Source organism: Ensifer sp. ENS02 (assembly GCF_014851885.1).
In the GTDB taxonomy this organism is placed as follows: Bacteria; Pseudomonadota; Alphaproteobacteria; order Rhizobiales; family Rhizobiaceae; genus Ensifer; species Ensifer adhaerens.
Genome location: NZ_JACVAO010000012.1, coordinates 20,832 through 34,096, shown reverse-complemented (window position 1 = coordinate 34,096; position 13,265 = coordinate 20,832). Strand labels below are relative to the sequence as shown.

Annotated in this window: 12 protein-coding genes; 6 read left to right on the top strand and 6 right to left on the bottom strand. The window is 65.3% G+C overall.

The window, feature by feature from the left end; all coding sequences use genetic code 11:
- The first annotated feature begins 113 nt into the window (after positions 1-113).
- Positions 114-1,085: a helix-turn-helix domain-containing protein gene (locus IB262_RS24455; RefSeq protein WP_110818813.1), complete on the top strand. Its 972-nt coding sequence runs from the start codon at positions 114-116 to the stop codon at positions 1,083-1,085.
- Between the two features lie 21 nt (positions 1,086-1,106).
- On the opposite strand, the gene IB262_RS24450 is transcribed toward IB262_RS24455, so the two are convergent.
- The 5 genes from IB262_RS24450 to IB262_RS24430 all read right to left on the bottom strand — a co-directional run bounded on the left by IB262_RS24450 (position 1,107) and on the right by IB262_RS24430 (position 7,623).
- Complete coding sequence (locus IB262_RS24450; RefSeq protein WP_060581062.1) at positions 1,107-2,369, bottom strand: MFS transporter; 1,263 nt, start codon at positions 2,367-2,369, stop codon at positions 1,107-1,109.
- A complete protein-coding gene (locus IB262_RS24445) occupies positions 2,369-4,600 on the bottom strand; it encodes a TonB-dependent siderophore receptor (RefSeq protein ID WP_348646931.1) in 2,232 nt (743 codons plus the stop codon). Before IB262_RS24445 ends, IB262_RS24450 begins: the two co-directional genes overlap by 1 nt.
- A gap of 337 nt (positions 4,601-4,937) precedes the next feature.
- Positions 4,938-5,888 carry a FecR family protein gene (locus IB262_RS24440; RefSeq protein ID WP_110818815.1) on the bottom strand — a complete coding sequence of 317 codons (951 nt, stop codon included), beginning with the start codon at positions 5,886-5,888 and terminating at the stop codon, positions 4,938-4,940.
- A 97-nt stretch (positions 5,889-5,985) separates the two neighbouring features.
- Positions 5,986-6,492, bottom strand: a complete 507-nt coding sequence (locus IB262_RS24435) for a sigma-70 family RNA polymerase sigma factor (protein WP_060530397.1) — start codon at positions 6,490-6,492, stop codon at positions 5,986-5,988.
- A 213-nt stretch (positions 6,493-6,705) separates the two neighbouring features.
- Positions 6,706-7,623 carry a LysR family transcriptional regulator gene (locus IB262_RS24430; protein ID WP_110818816.1) on the bottom strand — a complete coding sequence of 306 codons (918 nt, stop codon included), beginning with the start codon at positions 7,621-7,623 and terminating at the stop codon, positions 6,706-6,708.
- Positions 7,624-7,714: 91 nt separating this feature from the next.
- On the opposite strand from IB262_RS24430, the gene IB262_RS24425 reads away from it, so the two are divergent.
- The 5 genes from IB262_RS24425 (at position 7,715) to IB262_RS24405 (ending at position 12,227) form a co-directional block, all read left to right on the top strand.
- Positions 7,715-8,122, top strand: a complete 408-nt coding sequence (locus tag IB262_RS24425; RefSeq protein WP_112771376.1) for a glyoxalase — start codon at positions 7,715-7,717, stop codon at positions 8,120-8,122.
- Positions 8,109-8,780, top strand: coding sequence for an SDR family oxidoreductase (locus tag IB262_RS24420; RefSeq protein ID WP_110818818.1), 672 nt, complete (start codon positions 8,109-8,111; stop codon positions 8,778-8,780). The genes IB262_RS24425 and IB262_RS24420 overlap by 14 nt, the downstream gene beginning before the upstream one ends.
- Before the next feature lie 59 nt (positions 8,781-8,839).
- Positions 8,840-9,940 (top strand): alkene reductase, encoded by a 1,101-nt coding sequence (locus IB262_RS24415; protein WP_110818819.1) that lies wholly within the window; start codon positions 8,840-8,842, stop codon positions 9,938-9,940.
- A 41-nt stretch (positions 9,941-9,981) separates the two neighbouring features.
- Positions 9,982-10,998, top strand: a complete 1,017-nt coding sequence (locus IB262_RS24410; protein ID WP_060644600.1) for a zinc-binding alcohol dehydrogenase family protein — start codon at positions 9,982-9,984, stop codon at positions 10,996-10,998.
- A gap of 347 nt (positions 10,999-11,345) precedes the next feature.
- Complete coding sequence (locus tag IB262_RS24405; protein WP_348646929.1) at positions 11,346-12,227, top strand: arginase family protein; 882 nt, start codon at positions 11,346-11,348, stop codon at positions 12,225-12,227.
- Here the strand turns inward: IB262_RS24405 and IB262_RS24400 are convergent.
- On the bottom strand, positions 12,190-13,239 hold the full coding sequence (locus tag IB262_RS24400; RefSeq protein ID WP_060644593.1) for a serine hydrolase: 1,050 nt from the start codon (positions 13,237-13,239) through the stop codon (positions 12,190-12,192). The genes IB262_RS24405 and IB262_RS24400 overlap by 38 nt on opposite strands.
- Positions 13,240-13,265: the final 26 nt, after the last annotated feature.

Here is a 13,265-nt window from a genome sequence, read left to right as displayed (position 1 = left end):
TTCGCGTTTCGACGCCCGCGAAGATCGTCAAAGCGGCCTCATCACGAAAGTGGCCTGAATGACAATATGTGATAGGTTCCGGCCAACTTCATTGCTTGAGTATCGGCCAGCACATGCACACCGTCGCCATCGTCGCCTTCGAGGGCATCAGCCCCTTTCACCTCTCGGTGCCCTGCATCGTCTTCGGCGACGACCTGTTGAAGCTCGGCGCGCCACGTTACCGGCTTGTGGTTGCCGGAGAAAAGACGGGTACCGTTCGCACCATGTCCGGTTTCAGCATCGAGGTGGAGCACGATCTCGCGAGCCTGACGGAAGCGGACACGATCATCGTGCCGGCCTGGAACGATGCGGGCAGCCGTCCGTCGGAAAGCCTGCTTGGGGCCCTGCGCGACGCCCACGCGCGTGGCGCCCGGCTCGTCGGCCTCTGCCTCGGCACCTTCGTGCTCGCCGAAGCCGGGCTGCTCGACGGCCGGGCGGCCTCGACGCACTGGGCCTGGGCGGACGAATTCGAGCGCGCCTACCCGCAGGTCGCGCTGAACCGGAACGCGCTCTATCTCGACGAGGGCGATATCCTGACGTCCGCCGGAACGGCCGCGGCGATCGACTGCTGCCTGCACATCGTGCGCAGCGACCACGGCGCCGAGATCGCCAACCGCATCGCCCGCCGGCTGGTCGTCGCACCTCATCGTCACGGCGACCAGGCGCAATATATCGAAGCGCCGCTCCCTGCCCCCGGCAGCGGCGACCCGCTCTCAGCGACGATTACCTGGGCGATCGAACATCTCGACGAGCCACTGTCGCTCGAACGGCTGGCCGATCACGCCGGCATGAGTCTCCGCAGCTTCACCCGACATTTCCGCAAGAAGACGGGAACGACGTTCACGCAATGGGTTCTGGCGCAGCGGTTGGCGGTGGCGCAGCGCCTGCTGGAGACCGGCTCCTGTTCGGTCGATCACGTAGCGCAGATGGCGGGTTTTGGCTCCACCGTCTCCTTCCGCCAGCATTTCACCCGCGCCCTCTCCATCTCGCCAGCCAGCTATCGCCGACAGTTCCGCAACCGGCCAGCACGTGCATCCGCGCCCTGACCGGTCCCTTGCCCGTGTACATCAGGGAGCGCCGGCGTCAGGGCAAGGCGCGCTGCGCGTCGGCCGCATCGGCGGCCGCACGAGGAACGCCAGCAACGGCACCGCAACCGTTGAAACCCCTGCCGCGCAAATAAAGAAGGCGGAATAGCCGAACCGTTCGGCGATCCAGCCGGCGCCCAAGCCCCCGGCCATGCTGACAAGGCTGTCCATGCATTGGAACAGAGTGAAATCGACGCCCGCCTGGCGCGGATCGGCCCAGCCCATGAACTGTGCATAGAGCGCGACGAAGCCGATCGCCATGACGCCGGAGGAACTGGCGACCGCAAGCGTCATCACCAGCGGTCGCGAGACATCGCCGGAGGCGCCGACATAGGCGAACGCGACCAGCATCGTCACCTGCAGGAGCAGCGCGCCGATCAGCACGGCACCGGCACCGCACAGGCGCACGAGCAGACCGCCGAACAAGGCCCCACCGAAGCCGACGAGCATGCTGCCGACACCATTGAGCATACCGACAGAGGCGAGGTCGAACCCGTAGTCGATCAGGAAAGGGCCGAGCATGGCAAGGCCCCATTTCTGCGCGGACACATAGATCGCTGCGAGCAGAAGGCCTTTGCGCACCTCCGGCCGGGCGAGCGCAGCCTTGAGCGACGGAGTGTGGCTGCGCGCCTCGTTCGTCGGGCGCGAACCGGGCCCGAGCAGGAAAGGCAGACCGAGCCCCAGCACGACGGCGGCCATGATCCACACCGCCGGGGCCCAGCCGAGCCGATCGACGAGCACGAGGAACAGGCCGGCACCGATCGCCGAGCCGACATAGGAGCCGCCGACCTGGGCGGCATTGCCCCAACCGTGATGCTCTTCGGCGAGCGTCTCGACCGCAAAACCGTCGCAGGCGATGTCGACGGTCGAGGTGAAGAGCGCGATGAACACGAGGCAGGCGAGAACGGGGAAGAGCCGCTCCGGGCCGATGAACCCGAGAACCGTAAGCATCAGCGCCGACAGCGTGCCGCCGACGACAATGATGACCGCCGAGCGGTTGCGACCGACCACCGGCAGGCGGAAACGCTCCACCTGCGGCGACCAGAGGAACTTCAGCGCCCAGGGCAGCACCGTCAGATAGACGAGGCCGATCTGGTCGAGCGGGAGGCCCTGCGTCCGCAAGACCGCCGGCAGGCCGAGCATCGTCAGCCCGCCGATCACGCTCTGCGCGACATAGAGCCCACCGACCGCGAAGAAGATCGCGGCGGGCGACGGCCTTGGCTGGACTGCCTTTTCCGACGCCATCAGAAGCGGTAACGCAGGCTGGCGACCACCTTGCGGCCTTCGTCGAAGTAGCAGAAGCCCGTTGTGCAAAGCTGCTCGACTTCGTTGAAGAGGTTGGTCGCATTGAGCTGAAGCCGCACGCCCTCGAAGTTCGGATTGGCAGCGCCAAGATCGTAGCGCACCGAAGCATCGACAAAGGTGCGCGCCGGGTTGTTGAGAACCGGCGTGTGGACGTTGTCGCCGAAGCTCGAGCCGACATAGCGCACGCCAGCGCCGACCCCGAGCCCTTCGAGCGGTCCGGACTGCACCTCGTAGTCCGCCCACAGCGAGAACATGTGGTAGGGCGAGGAGTTCAGCTGGTTGCCGAGCGTTTCCGACGTCAGCTTGGTGATTTCGACGTCGTTGTAGGAGTAGGACGCGATGAAGTTCCAGCCGTTGTCGAGCGAGGCCGTGCCCTCGAGCTCGAATCCGCGTGACTTCAGATCGAGCTGGCGCAGGAGGTTGAGACCCGATGACGTCTCGTAGACGGTGGCGTTTTCCTGGTCGATGTTGAAGACCGCGGCCGTAATCGTCGCGTTCTGGCCGGGGATCTCGTACTTGACGCCGGCCTCCCATTGCTTGCCGAGCGTCGGCATCGCCGGCGTATCGGTGCCGCCGAGATTGAGGATCACGCCCGGGTTGGAAACGAAGGCCGTGCCGTAGCTGACATAGGGCATCATGCCGTTCGGCAGCACGTAGCCAAGGGCAGCGCGCGCGGTCGTCTCGCTGTCGTCGCGGTTGAAGCGCCTTCCGTCGACGGAATATTTGTTGTCCACCCAGTCGTGGCGCAGGCCCGCCGTCAGGCGCCAGGCCTCATACTCGATCTGGTCCTGGATGTAGATGCCGATGCCGCTTTGCGACTGCTTCTGGGTCGAAGTCAGCTTCGGCACATAGGTGAAGTCGTCGGTGAAGAGATCCGGCCCGCTGCCCTGCTGCGATGTATACTTCATGTAGCTGTAGTCGATGCCGGCGATCAGCTGGTGCGCGGCGGCACCCGTGTCGAAGTCGAACTTCAGATAGGTGTCGCTGGCAAGGCCGCTGTTGTCCTCGACGGTCAGGCCCGGATACTTGGCGAACACCCATTCCTGCCGCGTCGAAATGTCGGAGTAGCGCAGCTTGTGGAAGAGCGTGACGCTGTCTGTGAGCTCATGCTCCAGCTCGTAGCCGATGCGCGCCTGCTTCTGGGTGAAATCGTTGAAGCGGGCGTCGCCGCCATAGGTCGGGATCGCGCCGATCGACTTGCCGTCCGGCCCGTAGCGGTTGAGGTAGCCCCAGGTGCCGCCGGTGGTCGAATCCATGTACTCGCCAAGCAGCGTGAACTTGGTGCCCTCGTCCGGCTGCCAGGTGAAAGCGGGCGCGATGAACAGGCGGTCGTCCTTCACCGCCTCGATCTCGGTGCGGCCGTCGCGCGCAAGACCGGTCATGCGGTAGAGCATGGTGCCTTCGTCGTCGAGCGGTCCGGAAACGTCAAAGGCGCCCTGCACGCGACCGAAGGAACCGTATTGCACCTCGACCTCGCGCAGCGGGTCGCTGGTCGGGCGTTTCGAGACGATATCGACGATACCGCCAGACGAGCTGGCGCCGTAGATGGAGGCGGCCGGGCCGCGCAACGTGGCGATTGCCTCGACGCCATAGGGCTCCAGCCGGAACAGGCCGTTGGGGCTTGCGATCTGGCGCATGCCGTCGCGGAAGATGCCGGTCAGCGTCAGGTCGATGCCGCGTACCTTGAAGGCGTCGAAGCGCGGCTCGGCGCCGTACTGGCCGACGCGGGCGCCGGGCGTATAATTCAGCGCCTCCATCAGGTTCTGGGGCTTCAGGTCCTGCAACTGTTTCTGGCTGATCACCGACATCGACTGCGGCGTCTGCATGACCGGCGTATCGGTCTTGGTGGCGATCCTAGCGGATTTCGCCACGTAGCCGTCGGTCTCGACGATGCCTTCGGCGCCGGTCCGCTCACCGGTCGCGGTGATCTTTTCCAGTTGCGTTGCGCCATCCCTGACGACGGCGCCGGTGGTGATCGTCGCGTCCGCCGGATCGAAGATCTGCACGGTCGTTGCGCTGACGATGCGGAAGCGAAGCCCGGTCCCGTCGAGCAGTTGCGCAACCGCCGCCTCGGTCGCGAGCCTGCCTTCAACGCCCTTGGTCACCTTGCCGCTGGTGAGCGCGCTCGGATAGAGCAGGCGCAGGTCGGCCTGCCGGCCGAGCTTGAGAATGCCCGTTTCAAGGGAGCCCGCGGGAACGGAGATCGCTTTGGACGCCGTGATCGCGGACGGTGCCGCCGTCGCCTGCGCCTGCACTGCGCTCGCGCAGGCGATGAAAGAAACACTGGCGAGCGCCAAGCATGCAAAAGACCGGCGTCGCGATCCACGACCCTGCAAAATTCTCATCCGAGATCCCCTACTCCAACTCCGGGCGGGCCACCTCGAACCAGGTGCAGCGCCGCCACTGCTGACTAAGAGTGTGGGGAGCGCGTTCTCCTGACGTCACCGGACGATTTTTGTCAGAAAAGATTCTTGTAAGGCGCGAAACCGCCTTGCCGCCGGCGTCAACCTAACGCGACTGGACGAGGACCATGAGGCCCGAGAGCCGCAAGACACGGAGCGGCAGACTGGCTTCGAGAACGCTCAGTGCGTCGTCGGTATCGTGCAGATCGAAGATGCCCGACACTTCGAGCGCGCCGGCCTTCTCGTCGATGAGCAGGATCCGGCCGCGGCGGTAGCGCTCGAGCGTCGAAAGGACCTCACGGAGCGGCCGACGGGAGAAGACAAGCTTTCCGTCGCGCCAGGCCGTCCCGGCGGCAACATCCGTCTTCGTCAAGGACAGGCGACCCTGCCGGTCGATCGTTGCCGCTTCGCCGGCGCCGAGGATGGCTTTCTGCCCGGCCGCCTCGACTTCGACACGGCCCTCCTCCACTTTAACGTCGGCCGCTCGGTCCGCCCCCGTCGCGCCAACCGAGTAGCGGGTTCCGAGCGCCGTCGCGCTGATCGAGCCGTCTTCGACCACGAAGGGCCTCTGCGGATTTTTTGCGACGGCAAAGAACGCCTCGCCGCGCAGCAGCCGCACCTTTCTTTGCCCCTGATCATATCGGACGACGAGCGCCGTGTCGGTGTTGAGGTCCACCTGCGTCCCGTCCTCCAGCGCGATGCGCCTGACCTCGCCGACACCGGTGTAGTAGTCGGCGCGCCAACGGTCGCCATAGGGCGTCGCCAGCGACAGGATCGCGACGCCTGCGGCAAGACAGAGCCCGACAAAGCCACCGACGCGGCGGCGGCGCTGTGCGCGCAACTGCCCGAGCCGCCCTTCGGGGATCGGTACCTCGCCGAGATCGCTCCACAATGCCCGCAGTTCTTCGTAGGCCGCCCGATGATCCGGATGCTCGTCGAGCCAGCGCTCGAATGCCTGGCGGTCGATAATGGTCGCATCCTCGGACTGCATTCGCGCAACCCAGCCGGCAGCCGCTTGCAGAACGCTGTCATCGATTGTCTGGCGATCGCCACTCATTCCTGTCTTCCGGTCGAACTGAAAATGCCTTCGGGCGGCCCCAAAGAATCGCTCCCATCATCTTAGAGTTGAATGGATGGTTTTGCCTGATGTCGGCTCAGAAAATAATCTCGGCGCGCATTTTCCGGCATTCGAGCAGCGCCCGGATGATGTGCTTTTCGACCATGTTTCTCGATATGCCGAGCTGATCGGCAATCGCGCCGTTGCTGAGGCCGTGCAGGCGGCTGAGGATGAAGACCTGCTGGCAACGGTTCGGAAGCCCCTCGATGGTGCGCGCCATGATCAAAAGGCACTGGCGGGCGTTGACGATGCGATCCTGGATCGGCCTGTCTTCGGCATGCTCCATGCCGTCCTCGTCGGCAACGAACAGCGCCTGCTCGCGCGCGGTGCGCTCGGCAGCGACCCGCGCGACGGAGCGCGCGACCTGGAACAGATAGGCTTGCGGGTTCTCGATCAGCGTCGAGCGCGATGCCTCCAGCATGCGCATGAACGTTTCCTGCGTGGCGTCGACGGCATCCTCGCGACTTCTGAGGCGGCGGCTGAAGAAACGGCGTATCCTGCCCTCTTCCCGTTCGTGGAGCCCCTGCACCATCGCATCGGTCATCAATCTGCCTCTCCATCGCGGGAGCCGCGCGGCCGCCGCCGGAACCAGCGGTGGCGCCGTGCGCCACCGCTTATGTTGAATGTGTTACTCATGTTTTATAAGTGAAGCCGCGCGCGACCGCAATGCGCTGGCATGCCGCATTGGAAAACGGGGGGCGGTACTGTTGCACGACGGCCACGTCGGCAGCGGCCACGGGCGGACGTGTCGCCGGCCCTATGCGTCTCCAATGCGCGTTAGGACAGTCTCGATCGAACCGAGTTCCGAAGCGATCCGCTCGATCAACAGCCGCACCCGGCGTGGCTGGACGTTCGCCGGCGGATAGACGATCTGCAACCCGGTTTCGCCGACCGCAAAATCCTTGAGAAGCTCGACCAGCGCGCCGGAGGCCAGGTCCTCGGCGATGTCCCACACCGACTTCAGGGCGATGCCGCGCCCCGCCCTGCACCACGCCCCCACCAGTCCGCCGTCATTGGCGACGCGACGCCCGCGCACCATGACCTTGTGCGGCTTGCCATCCACCTGAAAGGCCCATTCGCGGTCGAGATTGGCGCCGAAGCGCATGACGATGCAGTCGTGGCGGGAGAGATCGTCGGGATGCTCCGGCCGACCCATAGCTTCGAGATAGGACGGCGCCGCACAGACGACGCGCCGGTTCTCCCCGAGCGACCGAGACCTCAGCGTGCTGTCGGCCAGCACGCCGTGCCGGATCGCGAAATCCATGCCCTGGCCGACCAGGTCGAGGTAACCGTCGGTGAGATTGAGATCCACCGTCACATCGGGGTGCTCCGCGAGAAAGCGATCGAGGATCGGTACGATGTAGCGCCGCCCCATATCCTCAGGCGCGCTCAGCCGGATCGGCCCCGAGATCGTGCGCGTGCCCGACCGGATGCCGCTCTCCAGTTCGTCGGCCTCCGCCAGCAGCCGGCGGGCGCCGTCCACCAGCAGGCGGCCCTCCTCCGTCAGGCTGATCGCCCGCGTCGTGCGTTTCAGAAGTGCGGCGCCATAGTGGGCCTCGAGTGCTGCCAGCCGCTCGGAGACGGAGGCTGGCGACAACCCCTTCTCGCGGCCGGCGGCGGAAAGCCCGCCCTTTTCGACGATCAGAAGGAACAGAGCCAGATTGTCCAGCAGCATCTTTCGCTTTCCCCGAAATATAATTTTGGAAATAAGCCAATTATCCGGATGCGCCGCAAGCGCTAAATTTGCTGGCGAAAGGAGACGCGCCATGCACATCGACCACGTCACCATCCGCACCACCGATATCGACGCCACACGCGCGTTCTTCGAGACGGTCTTCGACCTGACCGTCGGCGAGCGTCCGGCAGCTATCCGCCGAATCCCCGGCTGCTGGCTCTATGCCGGAGGCAAGCCGATCGTCCACCTCATCGGCAGCCGTGGCGTGGGCTTCGAGCGTGCGGCCGAAGCGATCGATCATGTCGGCTTCCGGTTCGAAGGCTACGCCGCCTTCCGCGCCAAGCTCGACCGGCTCGCCATTCCCTATTCGACCATGGACCTTGCCGACATCGGCGAGCGGCGGCTGTTCCTGCGCGCGCCCGGCGGACCGCTGCTCGAAGCCGTCTTTTGTGAACCCGTCCGCACCCTTCCTCCGGAGAATGACCATGACTTTCAATGACACCACCGTCTCCGTCGTCATCGGCGGCACCAGCGGTATCGGCGCCGCCGTCGCCAAGGCGCTTGCCGAGCGCCCGGGCCGGGTAGAGATCGCCAGCCGCGCCACCGGTCTCGATCTTGCCGATGCTGCGGCAGTGGCCGCCTATTTCCAACAACTCGGTCCGTTCGATCACCTGATCGTCACGGCTGGCTCCTCGGCGCCGGGCGGCACCGTCGTCGATATCGACCTCGAAGCAGCCAAGGCCGCCTTCGACGTCAAGTACTGGGGCTCGATCCTGCTTGCCCGCGAGGCGGGCAAGAGCATTCGGCCCGGCGGTACGATCACCTTCACCTCGGGCTTTCTCGCCCGCCGATCGGTACCGGGCACCTTCGTCAAGACGGCGATGAACGCGGCACTCGAAGCAACCGCCAAGGTGCTGGCCAAGGAATTGGCACCGCTGCGGGTGAATGTCGTCAGCCCCGGCCTGACGCGAACGGAAGCCTATGCCGGCATGGCCGGCGAGGCGCGCGACGCGATGTTCGATCGCGCCGCTGCAACACTGCCTGCCGGCCGCGCCGGGCAACCGGAAGATATCGCCAACGGCTATCTCTTCGCCATCGACAATCCCTTCGTCACCGGCTCGGTCATCGACATCGAAGGCGGCGCACTGATCAACTGACGTGCTTCCCCGCGCTTGGCCCTGCCGCTATGCGACTGCCCCTCCCAAAGGATCTCACCATGCCATCGCTCTTTTCTCCGATCCCGCTCGGGTCCTTGACCCTACCCAACCGCATCGCGCTTGCGCCGATGACGCGGGCGCGAAGCAGCCAGCCGGGCAATGTGCCCAACGCCCTGATGGCCGAGTACTATGCCCAGCGCGCCTCGGCCGGCCTCATCGTCACCGAGGCCACCCAGATCTCGGCGCAGGGCCAGGGCTACTCGTTTACACCCGGCATCCACTCTCCCGCGCAGATCGCCGGCTGGCGGCTCGTCACCGACGCCGTACACCGGGCCGGAGGCCGCATCATGCTGCAACTCTGGCATGTCGGCCGCATGAGCCATGAGAGTTTCCACGACGGCGGACGCCCGGTCGCACCGTCTGCGATTTCGCCGGACGCAAAGGTCTGGGTGGCCGATCCAGAAACCGGCATCGGCGCGATGGTCGACAGCCCCTTGCCGCGCGCCTTGGAGCTGAGCGAGATCGCCGGCATCGTCGAAGATTTCCGCCAGGCGGCGGCCAACGCCATCGAAGCCGGTTTTGACGGCGTCGAGATCCATGGCGCCAACGGCTACCTGATCGACCAGTTCCTGCGCCGCTCGTCCAACCGGCGCGACGACCGCTATGGCGGCCCGGCCGAAAACCGCATCCGCTTCCTGGTTGAGGTCGCCGAGGCGGTCGCCGGCGAGATCGGCGCCTCCCGGGTCGGCATCCGGCTGTCGCCCTATATCACCCAGCGCAATATGAAGGACGACGAGATCATCCCAACGATCCTGAAGGCCGCGGACGAAATCGACCGCATCGGTCTTGCCTATATCCATCTGGTGGAAGCCGACTGGGACGATGCGCCCGTCATCCCCGACGACTTCCGCCGCGAGCTACGCGCCACCTATTCCGGCCGCATCATCGTCGCCGGCCGCTATGATCGTGAGAAGGCCGAGGCGATCCTTGCCGCCGGTCTTGCCGACATCGTCGCCTTCGGCCGCCCGTTCATCGCCAATCCGGACCTGCCGCGCCGACTGAAAGACGGGCTGCCGCTCGCAAGCTTCGACGGGGCCACGCTTTTCGGCGGCAGCGCCGAAGGCTACTCTAGCTATCCGGCACTCGAGCGCGTGGCATGACCGCGGCAATCACACCTCTTCACCCCACAAAGGAGCAACTCATGAAAGCTGTCGCCCTCACCCGCTATCTCCCGGTTTCCGACCCGGAGAGTTTCCTCGATGTCGAGCTCCCGAAGCCGGAGCCCAAAGGGCATGATATCCTGGTCGCGGTCCGCGCCGTCGCGGTCAATCCCGTCGACGTGAAAATGCGCGCGCCGAAGGACAAGGTCGAGGAAACGCCGCGCGTGCTCGGCTGGGACGCAAGCGGCGTGGTCGAGGCCGTCGGTGCTGATGTGACGCTGTTCCAGCCGGGCGACGCCGTCTACTACGCCGGCGACCTGACTCGATCGGGATCCAACCAGCAGTATCAACTGGTCGATGAGCGCATCGTCGGGCGCAAGCCGAAGAGCCTGTCCTTTGCGGAAGCGGCCGCCCTGCCGCTGACGACGATCACCGCCTATGAGGCCTTCTTCGACCGGCTCGGCATCGACCGGGACGGCGCCGACCACGGCCAGTCGATCCTCATCGTCGGTGGCGCCGGCGGCGTCGGCTCGATCGGTATCCAGCTGGCAAAGCGCGCCGGCCTCACCGTCATCGCCACCGCCTCGCGGCCGGAAACCATCGCCTGGGTCAAGGAACTTGGCGCCGACCACGTGGTCAGCCACCGTGAACCGCTGGTCGCGCAGGTCCGCGCGCTCGGCTTTCCCCATGTCGACCACATCGCCATCTTCAACGACATGCGCCACTGGGACGACGCTGTCGAGCTGATCCGGCCGCAAGGCGGCATCGTTTCGATCGACAACACCGACGTGCCGATGCCGATGGCCGGCATGAAGACCAAGGCGGCGAGCCTGCATTGGGAGTTCATGTTCGCCCGCCCGATGCACCAGACGCCCGACATGATCGAACAGCATCGTCTGCTGAGCTTCGTCGCCGACGAGATCGATGCCGGACGGCTGAAGACGACGCTTGCCGAGGTGCTGTCGCCGATCAACGCGGCGAACCTGCGCGAAGCGCATCGCCGCATCGAAACCGGCGCTGCCAAGGGCAAGATCGTCATTGAAGGCTTTGCCGGCTAAGTGCACCAGCTGCCGATTTAAACGAAATCGCTTGCCGCGACATAGATTGCGGCAAGCACCTGTCACCTCTGAAATTTCCGCGGCACCCGCGCCGCGCCAAACGGCCGAGCGACATTGGCGGTCGCCGCGACCCGCGTCGCCCTGTGCACGGCAATCGCATCAACGCTCGCCCCGATGAAATTGCGATCGCGGCGCGATATCGATATATCCACGTAGATATATCGAATCTTCGAGGCTTCCCTTCAAACCAATCCCACAGATCCCCTCGAAAACGCTGAAACAGGCGGGCTTTGCAGGTGCGCCCAATACCGGCGTTAACGCCCACCGAAAATGCAAGGAGAATGCCCGTGCCTTATGAACTCGTCGTCTCCCAGGGACGCATCGCCGACAGAACGTCCGGCGCTATCCCCGGGGCGGCCCTGACGGCCGAAGCGCTGAGCAAGCGCACCGGGCCGCAGCCGACCGTTATCGGCAGCCCGTCACCGGCAAAGGAAGACGACTGGTCGGCAAGCCTGCCTGAGGCCGGGGAGACCCTGGCCGCTTTGCAGGCGGCGATTGCCGCAACACTTGCGCGTGGCAACAAACCACTTTTCATCGCCAATACCTGCTCCGCCAGCCTTGCGACACTGCCGGTCGTCGCGCGGGAACGCGCCGACGCGGTCTTGCTCTGGATCGATGCCCATGGCGATTTCAACACGCCGCAGACCACCGAAAGCGGCTATCTCGGCGGCATGGTGCTGGCTGCCGCCTGCGGGCTCTGGGAGAGCGGCCACGGCAGCGGGCTGAACCCGGCAAAGGTCGTCATCGTCGGCGCGCGCGACATCGACCCCGCGGAGATGGATTTGCTGCGGCAGGCAGGCGTGTGCATCCTTTCGCCGACAGAAGCGACGCCGGAGGTCATCCTTTCGTTGATCGGCGATGCGCCGGTCTGGATCCATGTCGATTGGGACGTGCTCGAGCCGAAGCATGTGCCGGCCGCCTATGCGATCGGCGATGGCCTCTATCCGCAGACCTTGCGCGCCATCTTCGCGGCGATCCCGAAAGAGCAGATCGCCGGCATCGAACTCGCGGAATTCGAAGCGTCTGAGGCGGCGCTGAAGAATGAAGCTGCGATCGAATGCCTGCTCGGCGTCGTGGAGCCGTTGCTGGCTTGGCGCGGAGCGGCGTCGAGCCAGCGCCGCCGAAGCCGCGTCACCCGTCCGTTTCCGGATCGGCCTTTACGTTCGTGATGATCTCGCCGAGCACCAGATGCAGCGCGTCGCGGTAGCCGTTGCGGGCCGACGGCCCACTTTCGGCCGATGTCATCACCACCGTCAGATCCAGGTTCGGCACGATGTAGAGCATCTGGCCGCCATAACCCCAGGCGAAATGCACTTCTTCACCGGCGATCTGGCGCTCGAACCAGCCATAACCGTACTCGTCGCCGGAGAAGCGCGAATTGGTTCGATGCTGCCAGGAGGCCGCGACCCACCCTTCCGACACCAGTTGCTGGCCTGACGCCGTGCGGCCGCCATTGCGATAGAGTTCGCCGAAGGCAAGCAGGGAGCGCGGGCTCATCGCCATCTGGTTGCCGCCAAGGTAGATGCCTTGCGGATCGCGATCCCAGGCCCCGATGCGGAAGCCCTCGAGCGGCCCCAGCCACGCGCGCGCGAGCGCCAGGGTCGACTTGCCGCTGACCTTCGTCAGGATCGCCGAAAGCAGATGGGTCGAGGCGGTGGAATAGAGCATCTCACCACCCGGATCGTCGTCGAAGGGCTGGGCAAGCGCCGTGCGCACCCAGTTCCGGCTGGCGACCCATCGCCCATAGTTCGGCCCCGAGAGACGGCCGAGCCCGGCCTGCATCGAAAGCAAATGACCTATGGTGATGTCGTTGATGCGCGGATCAGGCGAGGCCGGCAGGTCCGCCTTCAGGATCGGCGCGATCTTCTGCTCCGGACCTTCGAGCAGCCGCTTGTCGATGGCGATGCCGACCAGCGCCGAGATGATCGATTTCGACGCCGACTTGATGTTTGTCGAGTCCGTCACGCGGTTGCGGCCGTAACCACGCTCAGCGACGATCTTGCCGTCGCGGGCGACGATCACGGTCTTCAGGGGATCAAGCTCTGACCGTGAGGCCAGTTCGTCCAGCAAGGCCGAAATCGGCGATGGCGTCTGAGCCGCGACCGGCAAGGCGACAAGCGTCGAGACGACGAGTGCCAAAGTGGCGATGCGGGCAACGAGGACTGCGACAAATCTGATCATGGATCAGCATCTAAGACCAGCTTGCG